General features: G+C 63.8%; 29 protein-coding genes, 1 tRNA gene and 1 pseudogene. 9 read left to right on the forward strand and 22 right to left on the reverse strand.

Annotated elements, in window-relative coordinates; genetic code table 11:
- Positions 1-33: 33 nt before the first annotated feature.
- From FHX72_RS05460 to FHX72_RS05540, 17 genes and pseudogenes are all read right to left on the reverse strand, one after another.
- Complete coding sequence (locus tag FHX72_RS05460; protein WP_221186714.1) at positions 34-507, reverse strand: DUF4326 domain-containing protein; 474 nt, start codon at positions 505-507, stop codon at positions 34-36.
- Positions 504-1,115 carry a hypothetical protein gene (locus tag FHX72_RS05465; protein ID WP_183623485.1) on the reverse strand — a complete coding sequence of 204 codons (612 nt, stop codon included), beginning with the start codon at positions 1,113-1,115 and terminating at the stop codon, positions 504-506. The genes FHX72_RS05460 and FHX72_RS05465 overlap by 4 nt, the downstream gene beginning before the upstream one ends.
- Positions 1,112-1,324 (reverse strand): hypothetical protein, encoded by a 213-nt coding sequence (locus FHX72_RS05470; RefSeq protein WP_183623486.1) that lies wholly within the window; start codon positions 1,322-1,324, stop codon positions 1,112-1,114. Before FHX72_RS05470 ends, FHX72_RS05465 begins: the two co-directional genes overlap by 4 nt.
- A pseudogene (locus FHX72_RS18805) lies at positions 1,321-1,608 on the reverse strand (DNA translocase FtsK); the annotation flags it as partial. The gene FHX72_RS05470 and the pseudogene FHX72_RS18805, both read right to left, overlap by 4 nt.
- Positions 1,609-2,229: 621 nt before the next feature.
- Entirely contained in the window at positions 2,230-2,904 is a 675-nt protein-coding gene (locus FHX72_RS05480; RefSeq protein WP_183623490.1) for a DUF6349 family protein, read from the reverse strand.
- Entirely contained in the window at positions 2,888-3,391 is a 504-nt protein-coding gene (locus tag FHX72_RS05485; RefSeq protein ID WP_183623492.1) for a single-stranded DNA-binding protein, read from the reverse strand. The genes FHX72_RS05480 and FHX72_RS05485 overlap by 17 nt, the downstream gene beginning before the upstream one ends.
- A complete protein-coding gene (locus FHX72_RS05490; protein ID WP_183623494.1) occupies positions 3,391-3,597 on the reverse strand; it encodes a hypothetical protein in 207 nt (68 codons plus the stop codon). The genes FHX72_RS05485 and FHX72_RS05490 overlap by 1 nt, the downstream gene beginning before the upstream one ends.
- Before the next feature lie 64 nt (positions 3,598-3,661).
- The gene (locus tag FHX72_RS05495) at positions 3,662-4,258 is read right to left on the reverse strand and encodes a hypothetical protein (RefSeq protein ID WP_183623496.1); all 597 of its coding nucleotides are present in this window, start codon (positions 4,256-4,258) and stop codon (positions 3,662-3,664) included.
- A gap of 345 nt (positions 4,259-4,603) precedes the next feature.
- A complete protein-coding gene (locus tag FHX72_RS05500) occupies positions 4,604-5,146 on the reverse strand; it encodes an ASCH domain-containing protein (RefSeq protein ID WP_221186715.1) in 543 nt (180 codons plus the stop codon).
- Positions 5,143-5,613: a hypothetical protein gene (locus FHX72_RS05505; RefSeq protein ID WP_183623498.1), complete on the reverse strand. Its 471-nt coding sequence runs from the start codon at positions 5,611-5,613 to the stop codon at positions 5,143-5,145. The genes FHX72_RS05500 and FHX72_RS05505 overlap by 4 nt, the downstream gene beginning before the upstream one ends.
- On the reverse strand, positions 5,606-5,881 hold the full coding sequence (locus FHX72_RS05510; RefSeq protein WP_183623500.1) for a hypothetical protein: 276 nt from the start codon (positions 5,879-5,881) through the stop codon (positions 5,606-5,608). The genes FHX72_RS05505 and FHX72_RS05510 overlap by 8 nt, the downstream gene beginning before the upstream one ends.
- A gap of 101 nt (positions 5,882-5,982) precedes the next feature.
- Complete coding sequence (locus FHX72_RS05515) at positions 5,983-7,443, reverse strand: DNA methyltransferase (RefSeq protein ID WP_221186716.1); 1,461 nt, start codon at positions 7,441-7,443, stop codon at positions 5,983-5,985.
- On the reverse strand, positions 7,440-7,808 hold the full coding sequence (locus FHX72_RS05520) for a DUF7768 domain-containing protein (RefSeq protein ID WP_183623501.1): 369 nt from the start codon (positions 7,806-7,808) through the stop codon (positions 7,440-7,442). The genes FHX72_RS05515 and FHX72_RS05520 overlap by 4 nt, the downstream gene beginning before the upstream one ends.
- A 160-nt stretch (positions 7,809-7,968) precedes the next feature.
- Positions 7,969-8,244, reverse strand: coding sequence for a hypothetical protein (locus FHX72_RS05525; RefSeq protein ID WP_183623504.1), 276 nt, complete (start codon positions 8,242-8,244; stop codon positions 7,969-7,971).
- Between the two features lie 316 nt (positions 8,245-8,560).
- The gene (locus FHX72_RS05530) at positions 8,561-9,361 is read right to left on the reverse strand and encodes a BRO family protein (protein ID WP_183623512.1); all 801 of its coding nucleotides are present in this window, start codon (positions 9,359-9,361) and stop codon (positions 8,561-8,563) included.
- 199 nt (positions 9,362-9,560) lie between these two features.
- On the reverse strand, positions 9,561-9,740 hold the full coding sequence (locus tag FHX72_RS05535; protein WP_183623514.1) for a hypothetical protein: 180 nt from the start codon (positions 9,738-9,740) through the stop codon (positions 9,561-9,563).
- Positions 9,741-9,805: 65 nt separating this feature from the next.
- Positions 9,806-10,048, reverse strand: a complete 243-nt coding sequence (locus FHX72_RS05540) for a helix-turn-helix domain-containing protein (RefSeq protein WP_183623516.1) — start codon at positions 10,046-10,048, stop codon at positions 9,806-9,808.
- Between the two features lie 95 nt (positions 10,049-10,143).
- Between FHX72_RS05540 and FHX72_RS05545 the strand changes: the two genes are divergently transcribed.
- Genes FHX72_RS05545 through FHX72_RS05555 form a run of 3 tightly spaced genes read left to right on the forward strand, consistent with a single transcriptional unit; the run spans position 10,144 to position 12,359 of the window.
- Entirely contained in the window at positions 10,144-10,539 is a 396-nt protein-coding gene (locus FHX72_RS05545) for a helix-turn-helix domain-containing protein (RefSeq protein ID WP_183623518.1), read from the forward strand.
- A 16-nt stretch (positions 10,540-10,555) separates the two neighbouring features.
- On the forward strand, positions 10,556-10,921 hold the full coding sequence (locus FHX72_RS05550; RefSeq protein ID WP_183623527.1) for an ImmA/IrrE family metallo-endopeptidase: 366 nt from the start codon (positions 10,556-10,558) through the stop codon (positions 10,919-10,921).
- A 13-nt stretch (positions 10,922-10,934) separates the two neighbouring features.
- Positions 10,935-12,359: a recombinase family protein gene (locus tag FHX72_RS05555; protein WP_183623529.1), complete on the forward strand. Its 1,425-nt coding sequence runs from the start codon at positions 10,935-10,937 to the stop codon at positions 12,357-12,359.
- A 122-nt stretch (positions 12,360-12,481) separates the two neighbouring features.
- On the opposite strand, the gene FHX72_RS05560 is transcribed toward FHX72_RS05555, so the two are convergent.
- From FHX72_RS05560 to FHX72_RS05570, 3 genes are read right to left on the reverse strand one after another with little or no spacing between them, the layout of a single operon-like run.
- Positions 12,482-13,420: a type II secretion system F family protein gene (locus FHX72_RS05560; RefSeq protein WP_068493200.1), complete on the reverse strand. Its 939-nt coding sequence runs from the start codon at positions 13,418-13,420 to the stop codon at positions 12,482-12,484.
- On the reverse strand, positions 13,417-14,280 hold the full coding sequence (locus FHX72_RS05565) for a type II secretion system F family protein (RefSeq protein WP_183623537.1): 864 nt from the start codon (positions 14,278-14,280) through the stop codon (positions 13,417-13,419). Before FHX72_RS05565 ends, FHX72_RS05560 begins: the two co-directional genes overlap by 4 nt.
- A complete protein-coding gene (locus tag FHX72_RS05570; RefSeq protein ID WP_183623539.1) occupies positions 14,277-14,615 on the reverse strand; it encodes a hypothetical protein in 339 nt (112 codons plus the stop codon). Before FHX72_RS05570 ends, FHX72_RS05565 begins: the two co-directional genes overlap by 4 nt.
- Before the next feature lie 509 nt (positions 14,616-15,124).
- Between FHX72_RS05570 and FHX72_RS05575 the strand changes: the two genes are divergently transcribed.
- The 4 genes from FHX72_RS05575 to FHX72_RS05590 all read left to right on the forward strand — a co-directional run bounded on the left by FHX72_RS05575 (position 15,125) and on the right by FHX72_RS05590 (position 19,030).
- Positions 15,125-15,949: a protein rep gene (locus FHX72_RS05575; protein ID WP_183623541.1), complete on the forward strand. Its 825-nt coding sequence runs from the start codon at positions 15,125-15,127 to the stop codon at positions 15,947-15,949.
- Positions 15,950-16,215: 266 nt separating this feature from the next.
- The gene (locus FHX72_RS05580) at positions 16,216-16,656 is read left to right on the forward strand and encodes a hypothetical protein (protein WP_183623543.1); all 441 of its coding nucleotides are present in this window, start codon (positions 16,216-16,218) and stop codon (positions 16,654-16,656) included.
- Entirely contained in the window at positions 16,653-17,192 is a 540-nt protein-coding gene (locus tag FHX72_RS05585; RefSeq protein WP_183623545.1) for a hypothetical protein, read from the forward strand. Before FHX72_RS05580 ends, FHX72_RS05585 begins: the two co-directional genes overlap by 4 nt.
- A gap of 1,241 nt (positions 17,193-18,433) precedes the next feature.
- Entirely contained in the window at positions 18,434-19,030 is a 597-nt protein-coding gene (locus FHX72_RS05590; RefSeq protein ID WP_183623547.1) for a recombinase family protein, read from the forward strand.
- Between the two features lie 16 nt (positions 19,031-19,046).
- Here the strand turns inward: FHX72_RS05590 and FHX72_RS05595 are convergent, their stop codons facing one another.
- Entirely contained in the window at positions 19,047-20,768 is a 1,722-nt protein-coding gene (locus tag FHX72_RS05595) for a recombinase family protein (RefSeq protein WP_183623549.1), read from the reverse strand.
- Positions 20,678-21,673: an ATPase, T2SS/T4P/T4SS family gene (locus FHX72_RS05600; protein WP_183623551.1), complete on the reverse strand. Its 996-nt coding sequence runs from the start codon at positions 21,671-21,673 to the stop codon at positions 20,678-20,680. Before FHX72_RS05600 ends, FHX72_RS05595 begins: the two co-directional genes overlap by 91 nt.
- A gap of 123 nt (positions 21,674-21,796) precedes the next feature.
- On the opposite strand from FHX72_RS05600, the gene FHX72_RS05605 reads away from it, so the two are divergent.
- Both FHX72_RS05605 and FHX72_RS05610 read left to right on the forward strand, forming a co-directional pair.
- A tRNA-Leu gene (locus FHX72_RS05605) sits at positions 21,797-21,878 on the forward strand.
- A gap of 142 nt (positions 21,879-22,020) precedes the next feature.
- Positions 22,021-23,397 (forward strand): aspartate aminotransferase family protein, encoded by a 1,377-nt coding sequence (locus FHX72_RS05610; RefSeq protein ID WP_183623553.1) that lies wholly within the window; start codon positions 22,021-22,023, stop codon positions 23,395-23,397.
- The last annotated feature ends 158 nt before the right edge of the window (positions 23,398-23,555 follow it).

Raw genomic sequence — 23,555 nt, forward strand, 5'->3', positions numbered from 1 at the left:
CCTGCGGCTCAGGAGCCCACGCGGGCGGCCGCATCACGACTCCGGCCGATTCGCTCGCGACAACAACACCCCGGCATGACAGGCCAGTCCCGGTGGGCACCAGCACGCCAAATCACGGCCCCGCAACGGCTCGAGGTCCAACTCGGGCGTCTTGTCCAGATACGTGCGGAACAGGGCCGTCACCACGGAGTGCGCCTGCTCCGGATACAGGTCGAAGCTCAGAGCCCGCGTCAGGTCCGTGTAACCCTTCGGCGGCACCACTCGGTACAGCTGCGTCGACCCGCCAAACCCGTGCACCACCCTCGACTTACGCAGACGAAACGGGTTCGCGTACCGCGACGGACGGCCCACATACACAGCCCCCTCCGGCATCCGCCACCCCTTCGACCGCTTCCGCTGAATCCGCCGAGGACGACCCACCGCGAGCGCCTGCACCGACTCCACAGCGGACTCGAACGCCTCCGCACGCTCGAACGCCGCGCCGACCACGGCACCGAGCCCGCTCACGAGTCACCGCCCGTCAGCGAACGCCCGAAGCGCAGAGCCAGCGCACGCCGAACAGGTCGCCACCACGGCCCGCGCTCCCGGAGGAACGACCACACCTCGCCCAGCGCCTCGGCGCGGCCCGCAGCGTGCGACGGAGCGACCTCAGCGCGAGCCTCAGCCAACTCCGCCAGCACGGTCGAGAGTTCAGTGGCGTTGGTTACCGCAGCGTCCCGGAAATGGCGGGCTTGCTTCTCCGCGAGCGCCAGCTGAGACTCCCGGACGTAATGCACAAGCTCGCCCATCTCCCGGACCTCGGCCGGAGACAACGGGGTACCGTCCACGTCCGTCGACCGCCACCCCGTCGAAGTGCGCTCGATCAGCTCATGGTCCGGGTCCTCGGTCGTGTAGTAGCCCAGAGCATTGGGAAGCGCCGCGAGCACCCGGTAGAGGTCTTCCCGCTCGAGCAGTGACACCGGGATGGCGCCACCGTGCCCCGGATTGACGAGCACCATCTCGCCCTCACGGCGAGCGACCGTCATCCGCACGCGACCCGGATGCGTGCCAATGACCACGGTCCACCCCAAGAAGAGGTCCCCGACGCCAACGGGCACGAACTCCTCGCCGCTCACCGCCCGGCCTCCGCACGCTTCACACGCGACGACGAGCCGTAAACGATGCTCATAGCCGCCGTCGACACCTTCCCGATCGCGGATCCGAGGTTCCCGGGCGACTTGTTCCCATCCAGAGCCGCCGCGAGCGCGAGCGCCTCCTCCTCTGAGAACGTCACCACCACCGAGCCCTCCGGGGCAGCCGAGGCGCTCTCCACCGGCCCGGTCATTCGCCCGCCTCCTCAGCAGCAGCGCGACCCTCAGCACCCGCACGGATCAACGCGAGCGTCCCAGGCAAGTCCTCCGCCGACACCAACACGGCACGAGACTTCGAACCATCCTGAGGCCCCACGATCTCCCGCGATTCCAGCATCTCCATCAGATGCGACGCCTTCGCGAAGCCCAGCCGGAGCTTGCGCTGCAGCATCGACGTCGACCCAAACTGCGCGTTGATGACGAGCTCGGCCGCCGCGAGCAGCAGATCGAGGTCGCTCCCGATGTCCGCAGCCACCTCGCCCGGACCGTCCTCTTCGTCCACGATCTCCGCGTCGACCACGTCATCAGCCGGAGAGTTCTTCTCCCACTCGTCGAGCAGCACGTCCGCGAGATCCCACAACGATCGCGGCAGCTGGTGATACTGGAAGCGCCCCACCGGCACCTCACCCAACTCCGAGCGCAACAGGTTCCCGCGCGAACCCGCCTCCACGCCCGAACGAGTGAACAGCGTGAGCGAGAACCGACCCTCCGGCAAGTCCTTCACCTCGAACTCGTAACCGCCACCCTCCTCCAACGCCAGCACCACGTGCCGCGTCGGTTCGTCCGTCGGCATGTCCAACGTCGTCTGACCATCCGCGGCGCCCGTACGCTCGGCCACAAGCGCGCTGAGCACATCCCGGACGATCTCCTCGTAGTCCTCCGTGACCGGCTCGAGCTTCGTGAGACGCACCTTCGGCTCCCGCTCGAAGTTCTCGTTCTCCGTCACCTCCGTCGTCACCAACAGACCGATAACCGGGACCACCGTGCCGGCATGCAAGCCAGCCACCAGCGTCCCGATGATCGAATCCAGGCCATTCGCGTCGCCCTTCGGCAGCGTCGATGCGAGCTTCACCATGTCGTCAATCCCTTCGTAGAGCGGCTACGCCGCGAGTGTTGTCGTGCTGATGTCGAAGCCACCCCAGGGCGAGTAGCCCGGGACAGCGCGAGTACCCGGCGACTCCCGGTGCGTGAGCATCGGTGCACCTCCGACCTGGAACTCCTGCGGGTACGCGGCGGCCAGCCACTCGCGCGCCTGCTTGGCCTTGCGCTTGTCCATCGCTCCCGGGCCGACCCCACCGCCATGCGGTCGCATCTCGTCCGGCAGAAGGGGCAGCTCGCGCCACCCGGGCCATGCGTGGTCATGCCACTGCGCGATCACCTCGTCGCCGCTACCGATCGCCTGCCACGAACACGGCTCGCAGATCGCTCGCTGAACGAGCCCACCGACGCACAGACAGCCGGCGTGCCAGCCATGCGAGCACCAACGCAGTTCCGCCGTGAACGCCGCGAGCGCGTGGCCGTTGTCCGTCGCTCCCAACGAGTCGAGGTGGTCGACATTCCACATGCGCGACACCGCACAGGAGTTGAGGTTCCCGTGTTCCTTCACCCACGCCTCCCACGCCGCGAGCAGTTCGTTCGGTGTGAAGTAGTCCAGTGAGAACCCGTCCGGCACCCGACGCCCGGCCATCGCGAGCGCGGGGGCAGACGTGACGGCGTCGAGGAGGTCGTCGAGGTCGAAGAGTGGAGTGTCGAGGAGGCTAGAACGGCGGTTCATCGAAGTCATTCCCTCCTGAGCCGTCGGCCCACGTCTGTGGCTGTTGGTTGCCCGCCGGCGGCGAGCTCGGAGCGCCGAAGCCCCTCGATTGCCCGCCCGAGTTGCCCGACGACTGCGAGCCGCTCGACGTGCGTGTGAGCTGCGCCGTGGCGTACCGGAGCGACGGGCCGATCTCCTCGATTTCCAGCTCGATCGACGTGCGCTTCTCGCCCTCTTTCGTCTCGAATGAGCGCTGCTTGAGGCGCCCCTGAGCGATGACCCTCGAGCCCTTCGACAGCGACGAGGCGACGTGCTCAGCGAACTCCCGCCAGACCGAGGCCCGGAGGAACAACGCGGGGCCGTCCTTCCACTCGTTCGACCGGCGATCGAAGACCTTCGGCGTCGACGCGATCGTGAAGTTCGCCACCGCCAGACCGTTCGACGTGTACCTGAGCTCTGGATCCGCCGTCAGATTCCCGACGACGGTGATGATGGTGTCTCCGGCCACTAGCTGGCCTCCTCTTCTCGAATCACCGCGACAGCGACAGGCGGCACGCCCGTCCACTTCGCGATCTCTGCATCGGTGAACTTGTTCCGGATCATGTGGCGGACATGGACGATCTGAGCCGGGTCGACGAGCACAATCTGCGGAGGCGGCGTACCGGCGCCCAGCACCGTCTTCACGCCCGCCTCGATCACCTCGGCGATCGACAAGCCCCGATCGTGCGCCACGGACGCCAGACGTCCCCAGACACTCTCCGGGAACCTCACCGAGCGGCTAGAAGGGGTCGACGTCTGAGAAGTCGTCGTCGAAGTCATCGGAGCCCCCCTCGAGGTGAGAGTTGTCCTGACCCGCGCGCTGCAGGAGAGTCCACTGGTGGTTGCGAGAACGAGCCGTGCCGCAATGTCTGCAATCCCGTTCCGTCCCCGAGGGATGGCGAGAACAGAACGGCGAAGGTGGGAGCCTCACGCTCTCGCGCTCGTCTCCCTCGAACTCGACCCGCCCCCTCTCTCGCTCTCCTAAGCCACGATTCGCGACACGATTCGCGAAGCCGCTCGCGAATGGAGCCTCCGGGTAAGACGACGGGTTCCGGCGATCCACCGTGCCCAGCAAGTCCGGGGCGATCTGGAACAGCGACCGGCCGTCCTCGTCCGCGTACAGCAGCAGGAACTCGGACTCGTCGAGGTGCAACATCACCTCCTCGAGACGCTCCGCCGACACCGGATCGTCCGGCAACATCTCCCGAACCATCCGACGAGGCAACACCTCGCCGCGGCCGTGATCGTCCGCCCACGCCATCAGCGCCATCGCGAAGAACCGCATCCCCATCGGAACCGCCGTCACGCGCGGATCGCGGAAGAACGACGGCTTCACCGTCCTTTGCCTCCGCATCTGCATATGGCTGCGTTCCCTTCAAAATCAAGTCGATAGCGCGGCCAATCTGACGAGCGGACACGCGAACGCACTCCGACCAGCCATGACCGCGAGGCATGTGCTCCCACGCGTCGAGGTTGTCGACGAACGCGGGCTCGAAGACACGACGGAGCTCTGAGAGCGCCGCACGCTCCCAGACCGCCGGCGTGCGGCGGAAGGCGAAGAGGATGCGAGCGCCGTGCTCCACGAGCTCCGCGAGCCTCGTGCCCGACGGGACCGCCCGGCCCACCTTCAGGACGCCCGACTCCGGCCACCACGCGACGTAGGTCGTCGCGAGTCCGGCGCTCATGCGCGCACCCCTTCGAGCACCCGAGCAGCGAACTCGACGTCAAGCCTGCGGAGGCCGAGCCCGCCCTTGAATGGGATCGGTTCGGTGAGGGGGCGCGGGTTCGCGAGCACGAGGTGGTAGCTGCTCGCCTCGCCCCACGGAGAGCAGGCGCCGTAGTCGGGCCTGACGGGCAGTGGGCTGCTGAGCTTGTGGCAACCGCCGCCGTACTCAGGCCCCACGTGGACGTCGACGAGGTCCACGACGCCGAGGATCGCCCCGTAGATGAACCGCGGGTCGTCCGGGTCGACATCGTCCGCCACTTCCCACAGGTAGGCGTCGTCGACACGGTAGCCCTGGAGCTCGGACTCGATCGCGCGCGACACCTCGGCGTACGCGCCGCCTTCCTCCTCGAAGACCGCGAGGCCGGCGTGGATTGCGACGGGTCCGCGGTAGTCGCCGGCGAGGTTTCGCGACCGGTTCTCGACATCCTTCCCGCCATGCACGATCGCCCACGCCCAGGGCTGACGAACCGTGAGCACACGCACCTCCTGCGCGGTCACGGGGTCACCTCGCCCGAAGCAGCCACACGAGCGCCGGCGATCTCCGACGCGGTGAGGCGCTCGTCGGCGTGCTCCATCCGCACCGTCACCGACTTCGCCGACCACCGCACCACCGGATACCACTCACCCGTCGCCAGCCAGCGCACCTCATCGCACGACCCGAACCGAGCCTTGAGGTCCATGGCGGCCAGCACCTCGCGCTCAGCCTTGGCAGCCGCGTAGGCAGCCTCGCGAGCAGGACGCCGCAGCTTGTGGAGCAGCGACTCCCTGCGGCGCGTGAGCTCCGAATAGCGCGAGATCTTCGCGTCCGTCAGAGCAGCGCCCGAGCGCTTCCCGATCGGCAAGTTCAGCACGCCGTGATCCAGCGGCCCCGCACCGGACGCCGTCAGCCGCTCGAGCTCAGCGTCCACGCTCTCGAGGTCATCCCGGAACATGCGCAGTTGTCCCTCTGTGTAGAGCTCAGCCACGATGCACCTCCTCTTTCGTTCCATCCGCGAGGAGTTCCCACTCCACGCCGTAGTTGTCTTTGAATGTCACGGCCGCCGGGTCATCCCACGACGCGACCGACAGCCCCTGGTCCTGGCCGTCCTTCGAATGCGCCAGCCCGTGGCAGCCCGAGTGATTGCCGCCGAACATGCCGCCCGCTCCACCGCAGAGGTGCAGCAGGTTCTGAATGTCGTGCGTGCCACCGCGGCCCTTGTACTTGCGGTGATGCTTCTCCGTGGCCTCCGCCATGTGGCACGCCTCGCACTTGCCCCGCGAGCGCAGGCGGAGGACCTTCACCGTCTTCGCCGGCACATCACCCGTCGCGCGCTTCGGGGGCTTCGGATACGCGCTCACGCGATGTCCCCGAGGTCCAGCGACTGCGCCAGCGGCTTCGCAAAACGGTGACGGATCAGCGGCAAGTGCTCCTCAGTGAGCTCGATACCGACCGTCTCGAACCCCTCGAGCACCGCCGCCTCGAGCGTTGTCCCCGAACCCGCAAACGGATCAAGCACAATGCCCCCCCTCGGAGTCACCAGGCGGATAAGCCAGCGCATGAGCGCGAGCGGCTTCACCGTGGCGTGCGCGACCCCATCGACAACCGGACGCTCCGATGTTGGGGCCTTCGCCTCGTACTTGAACGTCGGGAAGAACCGAGACGCGCCACCCTCATCGTCGTGTCCGCCACGAGGAACCTCTCGAGCAACCCAGGCATCGTCATTCAGCAGGCCGAACGCCTTGGTGCTCGTGCCGCCCGAGCGAGACACCGAGCGCCCGCTCTGCGCATCCAGCACCGCGGCCTGCGTGTCATCGAGCACAACGTTCGTAGGCCAGCGTCCTTCAACGGTCCCGATGATCTCCCGGCGGTAGTTCCCGCCTGACATAGAGCCGTTGGAGGACATCACCTCGCCGGTTGACTTCTCAACGGAACGAACCTCGTCGCCAACTCTGCAGGCGTCGATGTTGAGAGCTCCCGTCCCGAATGCGATGACGTTCGCCGCGACCGTGCCGGCCAGGGGCTTGCGAGCGACCACGATCGGCTCGAAGGCGGGCTTGAGTGCCGTGCCCCAGCCCTGCCACACCTTCGCCTCCTCCGTGAACGCGACGTCGCGACGCTCGCGAGGACCAGCGACGTTGCCGCCGAGCAGCCCAGCCCGCCACACCTGCGCGGCCGCTGGCTTCTCGTGCTGCCCCGTGACCTCACGCGATCGCCAGTTCTGCGACTCCACCGTGCGATCCGCGACCAGCTGCTCGATCTCCGGAGGCACCTCGGGGAGGTGCGGGCGCAGCATGTCGAAGTACTCAGCCGTCGCAACGTGCGGCTGCTCCTTGTCCGTCACGTAGTGCGAGCCCATGAGGGTGCCAGTGATCTCGTTGACCTGCGCTGCCGTCAGATGCTGGCGGATGAACGCCGTGAAGCGGAGCGCGCGGCCGCGGCGTTCGCGCGTCGCGTCGAGCTTGTCGATCGCGGACGACACGTCCATCGACTTCGGGAAGCCCGACCCGTACAGCCACGCGATGGAGTCGCGCAGCTCGAAGCCGGAATCCTCGATCGCGACAGCCATGCGGTGGAACGTGCGCGAGCCGCCGAACGCCAGCAGGTGCCCGCCCGGCTTGAGTACCCGCAGCGCCTCGCTCCACAGCTCCACGCTGTACGCGATGCCGGACGAGTCCCACCCCTTACCCATGAACCCGAGCTCATACGGCGGATCGGTGACAATCGCGTCGACCGAGGAGTCCGCGAAAGACTTCATGACGACCTCAGACGCCCCGTGATAGAGCGTCACCGGGCCGCTCTCGTAGTAGGGCTTCACGACGCCACCCGCAGCTTCGGAGCCTCGAGGTAGCGGTATTCGAGCTCCACGCCCGCATCGAGCGCAGCCTGGATGCCGGCGCGCATCCCCGCAGACGTGCCCCGGTCGAGGTACACCGCCACCAGCGACGACGCCGGGATCCACGCATGCCCTGCGGCGATCCCCAGGGACCGCTCCTCGGGCACGTCGTCGCGCAGGATGCCGCGCTGTGTGTGCAACAGATGCGACGCGATCGGCGCCTCACCACGCATCAGCGAATCGCGCACTGCTGCACGCGCATAGTCGATGTTCGCCGCCACATCGCCAGCGAACGGTGACTCGATCACCACGAGCCGGGGTGCCTTGGTAGGCAGAAGAGAGTTCATGCTGTCGCCTCCGAGACGAGATGAGTGTCGAGAACCGCGGCGGCGATCGCCTCCGCGAACGTCTCGAACGGAATAGGCCAGTCGTTCGACGGCCGGTAGTGCCAGGGCTTGGGATGGTCAACAGCCGTGCAGAAACGGCACTTATAGACCCGCGGGCGCCTCACGAGCCGCCCCACTTCGGCAACGCGGCCAGCTCGAGCGCATGCTCCGGAGTACGACCGATGACCGCCTCATTCCGCGCCACACGAACCATCCACCGCGACGGGGCGATCTCCACCGGCACACCCAACGGCAACTTCTGCCAATAGATCGACGGAGACCGACGCTCAACCCGGCGCTGACGCAAGATCGCGACAAGCGCGCATGTCAGGAGCACCCCTGCCAGGAAAGCCACGAAAAGCACGAAGCCGTGCAACGGCGAATCGATATACATCACGCCGCCACCCCCACACGAGCCGCGCGCATCTCCAACGCGCGCTGGTCCTCGTAGTCGCGCTTCCACGAAGAGCATCGACCGCAGCCGCATCCCTTCCGATACGCCGTCTGCACGGACATGTCCGGGAACTCGCAAGGGACACCCTCGAGAGCTTCCGCAGCCCGAAAGCGACGGCACGACGAGCACTCAGAGCTCTTCGCCTTCAACGACCCACGCCACTCGAAACCGCACCGCGTGCACGTCTTCCAACCAGCAGACGCCGGACGATAATCACCGCGTCCGCCGCGGACGATGACGCCGCCGACGCTTCCGGAGGTCATGCTGCGACCGCCAGAGCGTCGTGCTCGCCGAGCCACTGCAAGCAGCCGTCCCAGAGACGCCCGTAGCCGCGCGGGGTGAGGCGCGTCGAGACTCGCGTCTGCGGACCGCGCGTCGTCGTGTCGAACGTGTGCGCGTGCGGCTTCACCCAACCCGCCTCGATCGCTCGAGCCGTCGGCTGGTTGTTGCGCACCGAATCGTTGCGAATAATCAGACCCAAGCGAGCGGCCTGGTCGAACACATCCTGATGCCGCACCTTCCGGCCCGGCATGTTCGCCGCGACATGCACCTTCAAGTCATTCGCGAGATCCCCGATCGTGCGCAGACCCTCCGACTGACGGAACGTATCCGCCTGCGCCGCCCTGGGAGCAAGCACAGCAACCTCGGCGCGAGCGGCGCGGGCCTCCTCGACAGCCGCAGACGCCGCCGCGGCCAGCGCCGCGATACCGTCGAGCGAGGCCACGTCGAACGACGGAACCGAATACGACCCCGTCCGGCGGATGCTCGGCAGAACCTCCTCGAACACCCACCGCTCAAACACCTGCGCGCTCGGCAGCCGACTCGACACGATCAGACGAAGCACATCCGCCTCCGACAGCACACGCACACCCTGCACGCCGCCGCCCGTCTGAAGGGGGTGGTAAACCGCCACCCCCTTGCAGTGCTGCTTCACCGAGTTCACCGTGTCAACGAACCCGAGCGCCGCCGCAACATCGCGAGCCATGAACAGCACCACGCCATCGACGATCACCGTGCGCACGCGATACTCGCCGAACTCGAACACCTCGAGCGCGCTCACGCTGCAACCCCCGAGACTCCGCGCCGGTAGTCGACCAAAGCCACAAGGCCAGCCTCGATCTCCGGACGAGTTTGCCCGCCATCGCGGCAAGCAGCCGCGTTGCCGGCATGCCACCGAGCAGCAGCGATGTCGCCCTCAAGCACAGCCGAGGCCGCGCAGAGCATCATGGACTCGAGAACAACGAGTCGCCTCGACGGGCTCACGCCGCACGCTCCTGCGACTGCTCGGCCGCTTCCGCGTCACGGATCGCGAGACGCTCAAGCGCTGCGACGCCGAGCTCGATGAACCGAGCACGCGCCGCCGGACCGGGAGTGCCGAACTTGTTGACGGGTCTAGCGTCGGTCTGCGCGATAGGCTGAGGGCTGATGGATTGAGACATGAACGGTGTCCTTCTTCTGTCCTGGCCTCGCAGTTACAGCTGCGAGGCCTCTTGTTTTGTGGAGGTCAGGCCGCGTGGGACGCGGTTACCTGGAACTGCGGTGGTGTGAATGCCGCAGGCGAGACGCTCAGCGCCTCCGCGACCTTCAGCAGCTCGCTGAACGAGAACTCGCTCTTCGCGGCGAGCTTGCGGTTCAGCGTTGGGTAGGGGATGCCGGTCTCGTCTGAGACGGAGAGCTTCGTGCGCCCCGATTCCTTGATCGCGTCCGACACCGCCGTCGCTGTCCACTCGATGATGTGCTTGTCCATGTGGTCAATCTAATTGCTCACACGATCAAGCGCAAGCGTGAACACTTGCCAATATGGCCCATCTGTTTGCTCAAAATGAGTGCTATGGTGACCACATGGACATGCAGACCCGACGCGAGCGCGCCGAACTCTTCGCCCGTTACATCGGCCTTGAACTCAAAGGCGCGATCGTCAGCCGCGGTCGCACCGCGCAGGACGTTGCCGAGGCCGTGGGGCGATCCTCGGCCGGATTCAACCGGTGGCTCAACGGCAAGCGAGAGCTGCCTATTACCGTCCTGTGCGAGGTTGCCGAGCTCCTGGACATGGACCCGCGCGTCATCGTCGAGCACGCGTACGACCGCGTCGTCGATGAACTGGGCGAGCGTGACGATGAAGAAATGTCGGAGGGTGGCGCTACGGTCACCGAACTCCGAATCCCGGAAGAGTCGAAGCTTCGTGGCGCTGCCCACAAGGGCCAGGAGTTCAACGAAGACGACCACACCGACATCTAGCTCGAGAGGAGCCAGCGTGTACGACCCTCACCAACACGCCCACGAACTCAAGATCCCAGTCGTGCGGCACCCGCTCCGAGCTAGTAACGGCATGTGGCTACCCGACCAGGGCGTCATCCTTCTCAAGCTGCGGATGCGCTCGCTGATGGAGCGCAACGTGCTCGCGCACGAGATCGCGCACGCGGTGCTCGGTCATGGCTTCCAAGAGTGCGGGACCACTGGGGAGGGCAGGCAAGAGCACCGCGCGAACTCCCTCGCCGCAACGTGGCTGGTCGACGACGACCACCTCCGCGACCTCCAACGCACCTACGACGACCCAGGCCGCTGGTGCGCGGAACTCAGCATCACCCCAGCGATCCTCCGCGCCCACCTCGCGGCCTAACGAAGGACACCCCATGACCACCCGCCACCTCAAGGCGGTCCCTCCGGCGACCGCGCAACCACGCGCCGTGCTCTACCTTCGCCAATCCACCCACCGCGAAGAATCCATCAGCCTCGAGCTGCAAGAGACCGCCGCTCGCGCCTACTGCGAAAAGCACGGCTACAAGGTCGTCGCCGTCGAAGCTGACCCCGGAATCTCGGGACGCACATGGAAGCGACCCGCCGTGCAACGCGTCATGGCCATGGTCGAAGGACGCGCAGCAGACGTCATCGTCCTCTGGCGTTGGTCACGCCTTTCCCGCTCACGCCTCGACTGGGCCGTCGCCGCCGACCGCTGCGACGTCGCCGGCGGACGCATCGAGTCTGCCACGGAACCCAACGACCCCACCGCCGCCGGACGCTTCGCGCGCGGTGTCATGACCGAGCTTGCCGCCTTCGAGTCCGAACGCATCGGCGAAGGATGGAAAGAGGCGCACGCACGACGCGTCGATCAAGGCATGCCAGCTCACGGCCTGCAGCGCTTCGGCTACGACTACGACAAAGCAACGGGGTTCACGCCGCACCCCCTCGAAGGCCCGATCCTCGCCGAGACATACCGGCGCTACCTCAGTGGAGAATCCATCTACTCGCTTGCGGATTGGCTCACGGGCAGCGTCGTCAAGACCTCACGCGCCGGCAGCAGCATTTGGAGCTCACGAACCGTGCGCCGCGTCCTCGACTCCGGCTTCGGCGCCGGATACTTCACCGTCCACAACGAGCTCCGCAAGGGAGTCCACGAGCCCCTAATCACCGAGGACGAATGGAAGCGCTACCTCGAGGCGCGGGACTCGCGCCGCGTGCGGCGCAGCGGCGAACGCTCCGCCTACCCACTCTCCGGCCTCATCTACTGCATCTGCGGCTCCCGCATGCACGGCTCAAGGATGGGCGAACACGGCCGCCGATACCGCTGCGCGGACTCCAAAGAGAAACGCACCCACGCAGGCGGCTTCGTCAAAGCCGAACGCGTCGAGCAGGAAGTGCACGACTGGCTCCGCTCCCAGAACGACGAATGGATCCGCGCCGAAGCCGCGGCCAAGATCGAAACTCGCCCAGCCGTCCGCCCCGTGCACGACCCCTCCGCGCGCATCCGCGCCGACCTCGCACGACTCGACCAACGTATGGACACCCTCGTCGAACGACTCGTCGACGGCATCCCGCAAGACGCATTCGCGCGCGCACGAGACCGGATCATCGAGGAACGGGCCGCGCTCGAGCATGAACTCCGAGGCGCCGAAGTGCGAGCCATCCGCGCACCAGTCACCCTGCTACCCGAGCTCGTCGAACGATGGAACGACCTGCCTCCGGCCGAAGCCCGAGAGCTGCTGCGCGCCGTCGTGGAACGCATTACGGTGAAGACCGGACGCCCCGCAGCCATCGTCACCGTCACGCCCAAGACCTAAGAGGGTTTAGGCACCAATGACGATCGTGATCAATACCCACCCGGGAACATCCCCGCGTTCGGAGAGGGCTCGGGTTCGGAGTACGCGCAGGATCTGCATGTTCGGTCCTTTCGGTTGAGGCGTCAGAAGCTCGTGCGGAGCACGAAGACGGCCGGGTAGAGGGCGAAGAGAATGGTCGTCGGCAGAATGAGGAAGATGAGCGGCACGAGCATCTGCACTTCTTTGCGTCCTGCTGATTCGAGGAGGTCGCGTTTGCCGAGTTCTCTCGCGTCGCTCGCCTGAGCGCGCAGGACTTCGACGAGTGGGGCGCCCCGTTCGAGGGCCGAGATCATATGTTCGACACAGCGGTCGAGCGGCAGGTATCTGACGCCTCTCGACATCTCGTGAAGTGCGTCGGCAAGCGAAACGCCCGTGTTCACGTGATGAACAACTCGGGCAAACTCCTTGGCCAGTTCACCCGTGCTCACGGCGGCGACACGTCTGAGGCTGTCGAAGACGCCTTCGCCTGCTGAGAGGCTGAGGGAGAGGAATTCGATCACTGTCGGAAACTCACTGGCGATGCGCCGATGTCGGCGGTGAGCCGCCCGCCCGAGCGCTTGATCACGCGCGAACACGCCGACCGCTCCGAGGAGGAGGGGCAGCAGGATCTGCGCGACGATCGGCATCCCGCGGGTGACGCCGAGCAGCAGCGCGGCCGCCAGTCCGATGCCCGCAGCGATGAGGCCCCAGGTGAATTGTTCGGCTCGGAAGCGCTCGATGCTGATCGGTGAGCCGCTCTGGCGAAGCTGGGCGGTGATGCGGTCGTTGCCGCCGAGGACCTCGCCCAGGAGACTTCTGCCGCGAGATGCGAGCGGGGAAACGAGCGTGCCGAGGATCGGGAGCGGATCGGAGGCCGTTTTCCTGACGTCAGCACGGGCCGCAGCGGAGACGTCGAGGAGGTGGGGCGCGAGGCGCTCAGCGAGACTCGGGCGTGAGAGTCGGGGAACGGCGGCGAGCATCGTCCAGAGTCCGATGCCAAGGCCCAGCCCGCAGAGCACGGCCCAGCCGAGTGTTTCGTTCATGCGAACCACCTGCGGTCGTCCTTGAGCTTCGCGATCCGGAGCATGACGAGGTAGGCCACGACCGTGACGCCAAGGCCGATGAGGATCACGATCGCACCCTCGAGACTGTTGAACGCGATCGCCGCTTCTGGCCGCGTGGCCAGCATGAGCAGGACGATCCAGGGAGCGGCCGAGCCGAGTTTCGCGGCATTGAGGACCCAGGATTGTTTCGCTTCCACTTCGTGCCTGACTGCCTGCTCTTCGCGCAGGTAGCTGCCGAGGCTCTTGAGCACCGTCGGCAACTCGGCACCGCCCACATCCCTCGACATTCGAAGCGTCTCGAGGATCCGGTCGGCGGTCGGGTCCGCGAGTCGCTCCTTGAGGTCGTCAAGAGCAACTCGGAAGCTGCCGGTGAGGCGGTATTGCCTCGTGTACGCGGCGAAGTCTTCACGCAGCACGGCTGGTCCCGCCTCAGCGAGGCCCGCGACCCCTTCGGGGAGGGCAACTCCCGAGCGAACGGATGCGACCAAGTGGTCGATGACGTCCGGCCAGACGAGGCGGTTTCGGTTGCGTCGTTGCGTGGACCGCACGCGCACGATGAGAAAGGGGCTGGCGCATCCGGCGAGGAGCGCGATGAGAGCGACGGCGATGACGCCGGTAAGCGCCAGCCCTACGGCGCTGAGGGTGAGGCCCAACACCACCGCTGCACCCGAGAAGACGGCGACGGGAACGCGCTCGAACCCGGCGCGTCTCAGGTCCGCCCGAAAGTCGGTGATGCGCGAGATGCGGCGGGCAGCGCGCTCGTCGCTCGGCGGCCAGAACCACACGCTCAGGATGATGGAGACGCCGGCTCCCATGACCAGCGCAAGCAGAATCGTCACAGTGACCGCCTGAGAACGCGGGCGGCGTCGAGCCCGTGCGCTTCGAACTTCGCCGCGCGGGGCGGTGGCGAGCCTGTGGATTCGAGTTGTGCTCGTCCGCGCCTGAACAACGTGGCGGCCTCGATGACCTGCCCTGTAACGACTCCCGTGGGCGCGAGGACCTCCCCAACGTGCCGGGATCCGGACGCCGTCATCTCGAGGTGCACCACGAGGTCGATACAGCTCGCGACCGTGGGCACGACAAACGCGCTATCGATGTTCCGGCCGGCGAGCAGCGGCAGGGTGGAGAGCTTGATCAGCGCGTCCCGTGCTGAATTCGCATGGATGCTGCACATCCCGGGCATGCCTGAACTTACAAACGCACCATAGACGTCGAGCCGCGAGGATCGCTCCTCCCGCCTCAGCATGCCCGAGGTGACCAGCCGCACGCGGGCGTAGGCGTTCGGCCCGCAAATCGCAACGTCGCGGCTCTCAGGGCATGAATGTAAATCACCCCTAGTCGAAATCCAGAAATGCACCCGAATTTGCCCGCAAGGGACACCAAGCCCTCAAACCTTTTTCGTCGGTTGCTCTCAAAAAATTCTCTATCCGGCCCATTGTTTCAGCGAATGCAACCGCACTTGTAGAAATGTATAAGTAGGGTTTGGACAACATTCTTTGGAGCCATGAACAATTGACAAGAATGCAATAGTCGATGGTATAATGTGAAGAGGCGGCAAACCTTATTCCGTGGGGGTCTCACCCAATCCAGAGGCTCTCACGGAAATTTCCTAGCCGCATCCCACCCCAGGTTCTTGAAAGGATTTGCCGTCAGTTCTGAGCCGACCTAACAGAAAGCTCAGACATGATTCTCGAATTCTCGAACCTTCCGCACCCATCACACCCTCTTGTTTATTCAATAGATGGGACAATCCATACCCCCCTTGATAGATTCTCACTTGTAAACACTCAGCGTAGAGACCTTACAACGTCTAAATCTATCTCTCTCTGTGGAATCAGAGGTAGATTCTGTGATTCTCCTCGATGCTCTAACTGTTCGCCCTACAAGAGTAAGCAGTTTCTAGCTCGTGTCCTCCACACGTACAAGAAAAGTTCTACTCAGTCCGCCGCATTGCTCACGCTAACTATTGCTAACTCTGCCGTAGGCGAACTAGCCAAAGGTTACGCAGAGCTGACAGGCCTACTGAGTGAGTCCTTTACGAAACGATCTTGGCTCACGGGCAAGGCTGGAATAACTGGTTATGCTCGCGCGATTGAACTCACGTACAACACCGAGATAAATTCTTGGAATCTCCACGCGCATATTCTCATCACTGGCGATGATGCTCAGAAATCCTCAGATAAAATTCTAACTCGCTGGCAGTTCAAAGCAGCAGAGATGAACATCAATGTTCACGCCTCAGCTCAAGACTCAAGAAATATACCGGTCAAGGACATTCCAAAGACTCTGGCCTATATCTTCAAGCAGCACGCGCTGTATGAATCTAGAAATTCCAGCTCACTATCGCCAGGTAATCTCCTTCGTCTCGCAGCTCACGGCGATATGGAATTCGTTGACCTCATACACGAATACGAGACAGCCTCCAAAGGTGTGCACACTCGAACCTCAGGCGGCATTCTGAAGGCCTCAACAGTCGCAGCCCTGAAAGCATCCGCGCCTGACGCGTAGAACCGCGTAGGGCCGCTCACGCGCACCTACGGGACGCCTCAGCACTGCGCTCGAACCCGCCTAAACACAGGCCACGGCCTGCCGCTTCGTAACATTGCGTAACACTCGCTATTGCCACGAACAAAAGCATTTCGTACTTGCCGATGGTATGGAGTAACAAAGCGCAAAACTCGAAACTCTTGGTGGTTCCCATGCCCAACTTATGCAAAGTATGCACCTCGCAACTCCGCGAGAAGATTGATCTAACCCTCCTCGCAGGCGAGACAGTGGCTGCCGTTCAAAGAGCCTTCCCTGAATTCACGGATTCAGCGATTCGCAGGCATTACCGTAACCACGTCACAGCAACTATTGTCACTCATCTGACGAATTCGAGCATTCCAAATGCTGCCGATATCACGCAGCGCCTCATAAAGCTCGCGGATGACGTTGCACTTGTACGAAATAGAGCCGTCGTTCAAAACGATGGCGGTGCGACATTACGTGCAGCAAAAGTCGAATCAGGAATCCTCACCGAGCTAATCGGAACATTGGGAATTGATTCAACAGACCTACAAACCTACCTCGAAGACGCGCAAATATTAGCTCGCTCAGTCTTCAAAGCGACTCGAAATCATCCCGAGTTAGCGGAGCTAATCTCGGCAGAACTTTATGAAGCCGGAGCTATTCAAATGGCATCCGCATTCACAGACTCTAAGGAAATATCATGACCACAAAGAATGAAACAGCAAAAGAATCCCAAGAGGATCAGCAGGAATTCAATTTCACGCCCGAACAGCAGGCAGAGCTAGATTTCTGGCGCGTCCCCGAAAAGCTTTATAAATACTACGGCACCACTTGGCATGGACTTACAGAGCAGGGACTCACCGTCGATAACGTGAAGGCCACACGTACTGTGAACATCACGTTTACAGCAAAAATTCTGGGGCAAACTGTTGATCGTATGGGCTACTCATGGGTGGAAGCCCTCGAATCCCCGGATGCCCAGATCGAAAAGTGGGGCGTACAAAAGCTAGGCGAAGGCCCTGCGCCAAAGGACATGAAAGACTTCATTACAGGTTCAACGTTGTGGGCTATTAAGAAGAAGTCCGCCCTCGACGCCCTGCGTGTTTATCCTGAGGGAACGAAGGAACGCCGCCAGCAGGCAGCCTTGATTCAGGACTATTTTGGCGGACCTGATCCGCGCAACACAAAGGGCGTTACGATTTCATATGATCGTTGGGTTCCAGAGGGCGGTGCATTGTGAGTTCAAACAGACTTCGCTCCGAACGATTTCGCGAAACAATTGCCCATTTCCTTCGACTCCGCGTCATCAAGATTCTTCCGCGTATCCCCCTCGACCGACGTAGCCCTCGCTTGTCCGACGCTGTAGCCCAGGCTTCCCACCTTTTGGCTGGCGAGCATTTCTCGCTGACAGTCTCGACGGGTAGTCCACTCGACGTGTCGGGTCGCCTGCGAGCCGCTGAGGCTCACGCGTCGGAAGATGGGCGCGCCTACCCGGTCGCCATCATCCAACGTCCGCGAAACTCCGTGACGGGCGAACAGTTTGCGGTCATCTCACTGGAAACCCTGGCGCAGCTGATCGCCGTTGTAGAGCACGGGCGCGACGATGACGACTGACGGGCCAGCTCCAACCGAAGGCCAAGACCTGACCTCAGCTTTTCGCGTCTTCCATGGGGGCGCAGAATGGGCATTCAGCACCGGCACGCTTGTGCGACGATTCCGTCGTGATGATGCCGACTGGCTCCTCATCGTTCCTGCACAAGGTGACCCGTACCTCATCGATCCCTGCCAGTGTCTCGTCGCCCTCGACCCAGGATTCAACGCGGCACCATTCAAAGTTTAGTGAACAGAGATTCACTGTAAGACTTCACGTACTCTCACGGCTGGGGGGCGTGCAAGATCGCCGTCGTATACGGCAACTGCCAACAAATTCCTCACCAGGAAAGGCATCAAGTCCCCGTTCAACGTCATTTCGCGGGGCATCAAGTCCTCACTTAGCTTGGTCCCTAAGTGAGGCAAGTTTTCCCAAACGGTTGTCAGTCTCATTTCCTGAAATGACAACCTCCGCGGTGATCCTTTCCTGTTCGGATCAGGCACCGCAGCTGGCAGCGTCTGAGCTTTGGTTCGGCATAGGCCCTGCAACCGCGTGCTCGCGTTAGCATCCTCACCCCCGAGGGCGAGCACGCTCGTGCGACCTGGATCAATAGCGGCACCACCACCGCCAGGCGGCACACGCAAGACCCCTGAACAGCTCCTCATCGGGCGATGCTGTTCAGGGGTTTTGTCATCTCCACCATCAGCACGGCGACACACTTAGTTGCATCTGCAAGCAAAAATCCGGTGTACGAAAACGATCGTATTTCGTTACACATGCGAACCATTCTCAACAGCCTCCAAAGCGGGCTGTCAGCTGTCTCAAAACTCGTGTAGGAAACTTAGCGCAGACACTAGCTTTCGTTACACGAGTTCCGTTACACTCGGAACATGACAGCGACAGCTACAACCACCGCAACCCGTCTCCTGGGCTACGCCCGCGTTTCGACCGGCGACCAGAGCACAGACACGCAGCTCCACGACCTCGCCGCAGCAGGCGTGCCCGCTCGTGACACTTTCGCGGATCATGGCGTCTCAGGTGCCAAGACTTCCCGCCCCGGCCTCGATGCGCTCCTGAGCTACGCCGAGAGCGGCGATGTGATTGTCGTGACGAAACTGGACAGACTTGGCAGATCGACGGCGCACGTCATCACACTTCTGGACCAGCTCGCAGCTCGCGGCGTCTTCGTGCGTGTGCTCGATTCGGGACTCGACAACTCCACGATCACGGGCAAGGCGATGCTCCAAATGCTGAGTGTATTCGCGGATATGGAAAGAGAATTCATCCGTGAGCGCACGCGAGCTGGCCTCGCCACGGCCAAGCGGGAGGGCCGCACAGGCGGACGCCCTCCCAAGGTAGACACGAAACGTGCGGCCCTGATCCAACGCATGCACAACGACGGCACAAGCGTCACCGAGATAGCCTCGACGCTGGGAATCTCCCGGCCAACCGTCTATAGGTACTTGACGCCCGCCGATGCAAAGTAGCTCGCCGTCCAACTCCTCAAGAATTCTGAGATTGAGCGGGCGGGGCGGTCTTGGAAACCCGCCCGCTCGGCAGAAATGTTACCCGGCTTGGCAGTGCGTCCGCGTAGCCGACAACTAATCGGTGGATGCTCGCAGCTCGACGTATTCGGCGCTCCTCGTCAGCCTCGAACGCAGCGTCTGCCAGTTCGGCGGCGTCCATCTCTTCCGAGTTGAGTTGCGGCGATTTCAGGTATTCGACCGAGAGCCGATCTTTCCCCCGCCCCGGCGCGAGTCGCACCACGACATACTCGCGTGCAAGCTCTGTTTGATCTTTCACGCTGAGCGAGTCGAGCTTCGCCCGCACTGCGTCCGCGAGTGTCGCGGCACCGCTCCAATCGACCACCGTCTTACCCGTAGCAGGGTCGCGCTTGTACCACTCTGCTCGTAGGTCCTTCAGCGAACCGTGCCTTCGTGCTGCAAGTTCGTCCCGTTCCGCCTCCAACTTTTCAACACGCTTACCCTGCGCTGCGATTCGGGCCTGAACTTGACTGGCAACAGCTCCCGCAGCGTCGAGCATGTCGAGCAGAGCCTCGACGGTAGCTCGGGCCTCAATAAGTTCGTCCTCGACGGCGAGTTCACGGCCAGTCAGCTCCCCTGCATCGTCTGGCATTGGTGCCTCGCAGATCGCGCGCACAAGTGCACCCATCACGAACGGCTCAGCGAGGCGCATGGGTATCGAACTGTGCACCTTGGACGCAGCAGCCACAGGGTCGCGGCGTTCGTAGCTGGGGCGACATTTCAAGTACGCCTCGCCGTTGCCGTTGCCACTCCTCAACACGAGGCCGCAGGCACACAGAGCCAGGCCCGCCGACAAGTAGCGCTTTGTCGTGCCGCCTTTCAACTTCCTATCTGGGTTAGTCAGTCTCGCGTGAGCACGCCTGAATGTGTCCGCCGAGACGATGGGTTGCCAAGCGCCCTCGATCCGCTTCGTTTCGCCGTTTTCCTCGTATTCGAGCACGCCGACGTTGCGCACGCGTAGCAACAGCGCCTTCAATGTCGTAACGGTATAGGCATTGCCGCCTGGTCGCTTCGGCGGACGCTTCGGATTCTTCCCCTGAGCCAGCGGCGTTCGGATACCACGACGTTCCCAGTCTCGGACAACTGAAGTCAGCGTTTTCCCGGCGACTATGGCGGCGTATGCCTTGCGAAGCTCGGCGGCTTCGGTCTCGTCGAGTGTCACGCGATCGAGTTCGAACCCAAACGGCCTTGGCCCCCAGAGCGGCAACTTGTCTGCGCGACGAGCGGCGAATCGTGCCGCCAGACGCATGCGCTTTAGATCGGACTCGTACGCCGCAAATGCCCCCATCACAGTGCTGTGAAGGGCGTCGCTCGGATTCCTAAGGTCATGCCGCACGCCCGTGGACGAAAAGTGCCACTGGACTCCCGCGTCGCTGCACAACTTCATAAACGCGGCACGCTCGGCGTCGGTACGCGTCAATCGTGTTTGGTCAGCAGCGACTACAACGTCCACCGATCCGGTTTGCACAAGCCGCGTCAGCTCCACGAACTGCGGGCGAGCAACGCCGGGAAGATACGCGGACGCCGTTCCCTCGTCCAGCTCAGCCACGACCTCGTATCGTTCACGTGAGGCGAGGGCACGCGCAGCCTTTAGCTGGTTCTCTGTCTTCGCGGTGCTGGCGTCTCCCTCAGAGATGCGGGCGTACAGGACAGCACGTGTGGCCGTCGTTTTTTGCTCCATGGTCTCAACGCTACTTCAGGCATGCCGCTGTTCAGCGCGATCAGGAGGTCGAGGCTCTCGGCTTCTCGGACTTCGCCGACAACCAGCCAGTCTGGCCGCATGCGAAGGGCCTCTTTGATGAGGCGTCGCAGCGTGATCTCACCCGTGCCCTCGAGGCTCGCCTGCCTGCACTGCAGCGCGACGACGTCGCGCGCGACGAGGTCAAGTTCGAACGTCTCCTCGACGGTGACGATGCGCTCTTCGCTTCGGACCGAGGAGAGCAAGGCGTTGATCATGGTGGTCTTGCCGGTGTGGGTCGCGCCCGAGACGAGAATGTTGCACCCCGCCAGCACCGCAAGCTGCAGGAACTCGGCCGCCTGCGCGGTCAGCGCTTCCCGCTCGACGAGGTGGGAGAGGTCACGGATGCGCCGTGTGAACTTGCGGATGTTCACCGACGGGTAGCGACGAGTCACCTCGGGCACAGCGACGTGCAGCCGTTCGCCGTTGGGCAGGGACGCGTCCACGAACGGGGAAGACAAGTCCACGCGCCGACCGCTCGACTGGAGCATCCGCTCGATCAGATCACGCAGGTCGTTCTCCGGGACAACCGTGGAGGTCAGTTCGGGCACGCCTCCGCGAGCGACGAACACGCGTGAAGGCGCGTTGATCCAGATCTCCTCGATCTCCGGATCGTCGAGATACGGCTGGAGCACTCCGAAGCCGGTGACGCGTGCCAGTACCTCGCGAGTTGTCGATTCCTCGTCGTGCACCAGCGGCAACGACGAGCCCAGCGCCTCCTCGGCATACCCACGCACCTCTTCACGGGCGATGTCCGCAGCTCGCACGCGATCGCCGCCGAGGTCGATGCCCTCCAGCAGGACACGACGACGGATCCGATCGGTGATGGTGCTTACCGCGATGCTCACGCCGTCAGCATGCCGAAAAGCGAAAACTCCCGCAGAAGTTATCCACAGGCCCCGCGAGCCGAAGTTCTGAGGGCTACCGCCGCCGCCCTAGACTGGTCCCCGCACACGGGTTCGCCCGTGTCCGCGGGAGTGGTGAAATTGGCAGACACGCAGGATTTAGGTTCCTGTGCTTTCGAGCGTGCGGGTTCAAGTCCCGCCTTCCGCACTGACCTTACTCGTGAACGGCATGGCCCTGGCGCCTCGCCGCTCCGGCGCATCCACCCCTTGCGACTCGACAGACTGTCTGTTCCTGCTCACCCGACCAACGGGTACGGTTCCAGTATCAGCACTGCGAAGGAGCATCCACGATGACCGAGTTCAACGAAGCCGACCTGCAACAAAAGGCCAAAGACCACCTCTGGATGCACTTCTCGCGCCAGTCCGTCATGGAAGACGGCGCCGGTGTGCCCATCATCGTCAAGGGTGACGGCCACCACATCTGGGACTCGAAGGGCAACAAGTACTTCGACGGCCTTTCCGGCCTCTTCGTCGTCAACGCAGGCCACGGCCGCCAACGCCTCGCCGAGACCGCCGCCAAACAGGCCGCCGAGCTCGCGTTCTTCCCCATCTGGTCGTACGCGCACCCCAACGCCATCGAACTCGCAGACCGCCTTGCCGACTACGCGCCAGGCGACCTCAACCGCGTCTTCTTCTCCACGGGCGGCGGCGAAGCCGTCGAGACGGCCTTCAAGCTCGCCAAGTACTACTGGAAATTGCAGGGGCAGCCCACCAAGCACAAGGTCATCTCGCGCTCAGTCGCGTACCACGGCACCCCGCAGGGCGCCCTCGCCATCACAGGAATCCCCGCGATGAAGGCGATGTTCGAGCCACTCACGCCCGGCGGCTTCCGCGTGCCGAACACGAATTTCTACCGCGCGCCGGAGCACGGCGACAACCTCGTGGAGTTCGGCCAGTGGGCCGCGAACCGCATTGAGGAGATGATCCTCTTCGAAGGCCCCGAGACGGTCGCCGCGGTCTTCCTCGAGCCCGTCCAGAACTCCGGCGGATGCTTCACGCCTCCCCCCGGCTACTTCCAGCGCGTGCGCGAGATCTGCACGAAGTACGACGTGCTGCTCGTCGCCGACGAGGTCATCACGGGCTTCGGCCGCATCGGCGACATGTTCGCATCGACGACGTACGACATCCAGCCAGACATGATCACTTGCGCCAAGGGCATGACAAGCGGCTACTCGCCAATCGGCGCCACCATCGTCAGCGACCGCATCTACGAGCCTTTCAAGCACGGCCAGACGTCGTTCTCGCACGGCTACACGTTCGGTGGCCACCCGGTTTCGGCAGCCGTCGCCCTCGAGAACCTCAACATCTTCGAGGAAGAGCGCCTCACGCAGAACGTCAAGGAGAACTCGCCGCACTTCCGCGCGGCCCTCGAAAAGCTCCTCGACATCCCGATCGTCGGCGACGTTCGCGGCGACGGCTACTTCTTCGGCATCGAACTCGTCAAGGACAAGGACACCCGCGAGACGTTCAACGAAGAGGAGTCGGAGCGCCTGCTGCGCGGCTTCCTCTCGAAGGCGCTCTTCGACGCCGGCCTCTACTGCCGCGCCGACGACCGTGGCGACCCCGTCATCCAGCTCGCACCGCCGCTCACGATCGGCCAGGCCGAGTTCGACGAGATCGAGCAGACACTGCGCGGCGTGCTGACCGAGGCGAGCTCGCTGCTCTAGCGCTCTCACACGAAAGAGATGCCCTTCCGATCAGGGTCACGTCCCGATCAGAGGGGCATCTCTTGGTTCGGGATGGCTTTCACGCTTCCGGATGGGTTGCAAGCCATCTGCAAGCGTGGAAGCCATCTCGAAACGGACCCCGGCGCGCGGGCTCGGGC

The organism is Pseudoclavibacter helvolus (genome assembly GCF_014191305.1).
Lineage (GTDB): Bacteria > Actinomycetota > Actinomycetes > Actinomycetales > Microbacteriaceae > Pseudoclavibacter > Pseudoclavibacter helvolus.

Bases quoted from the DNA above. Each gene is read 5' to 3' on its own strand.
- FHX72_RS05470 (WP_183623486.1), bottom strand. From the start codon at position 1,324: ATGACCGGGCCGGTGGAGAGCGCCTCGGCTGCCCCGGAGGGCTCGGTG.
- FHX72_RS05480 (WP_183623490.1), bottom strand. From the start codon at position 2,904: ATGAACCGCCGTTCTAGCCTCCTCGACACTCCACTCTTCGACCTCGAC.
- FHX72_RS05510 (WP_183623500.1), bottom strand. From the start codon at position 5,881: ATGGCGGAGGCCACGGAGAAGCATCACCGCAAGTACAAGGGCCGCGGT.
- FHX72_RS05520 (WP_183623501.1), bottom strand. From the start codon at position 7,808: ATGAACTCTCTTCTGCCTACCAAGGCACCCCGGCTCGTGGTGATCGAG.
- FHX72_RS05535 (WP_183623514.1), bottom strand. From the start codon at position 9,740: ATGTCTCAATCCATCAGCCCTCAGCCTATCGCGCAGACCGACGCTAGA.
- FHX72_RS05540 (WP_183623516.1), bottom strand. From the start codon at position 10,048: ATGGACAAGCACATCATCGAGTGGACAGCGACGGCGGTGTCGGACGCG.
- FHX72_RS05545 (WP_183623518.1), top strand. From the start codon at position 10,144: ATGGACATGCAGACCCGACGCGAGCGCGCCGAACTCTTCGCCCGTTAC.
- FHX72_RS05555 (WP_183623529.1), top strand. From the start codon at position 10,935: ATGACCACCCGCCACCTCAAGGCGGTCCCTCCGGCGACCGCGCAACCA.
- FHX72_RS05560 (WP_068493200.1), bottom strand. From the start codon at position 13,420: ATGAACGAAACACTCGGCTGGGCCGTGCTCTGCGGGCTGGGCCTTGGC.
- FHX72_RS05570 (WP_183623539.1), bottom strand. From the start codon at position 14,615: ATGTGCAGCATCCATGCGAATTCAGCACGGGACGCGCTGATCAAGCTC.
- FHX72_RS05575 (WP_183623541.1), top strand. From the start codon at position 15,125: ATGATTCTCGAATTCTCGAACCTTCCGCACCCATCACACCCTCTTGTT.
- FHX72_RS05585 (WP_183623545.1), top strand. From the start codon at position 16,653: ATGACCACAAAGAATGAAACAGCAAAAGAATCCCAAGAGGATCAGCAG.
- FHX72_RS05590 (WP_183623547.1), top strand. From the start codon at position 18,434: ATGACAGCGACAGCTACAACCACCGCAACCCGTCTCCTGGGCTACGCC.
- FHX72_RS05595 (WP_183623549.1), bottom strand. From the start codon at position 20,768: ATGGAGCAAAAAACGACGGCCACACGTGCTGTCCTGTACGCCCGCATC.
- FHX72_RS05610 (WP_183623553.1), top strand. From the start codon at position 22,021: ATGACCGAGTTCAACGAAGCCGACCTGCAACAAAAGGCCAAAGACCAC.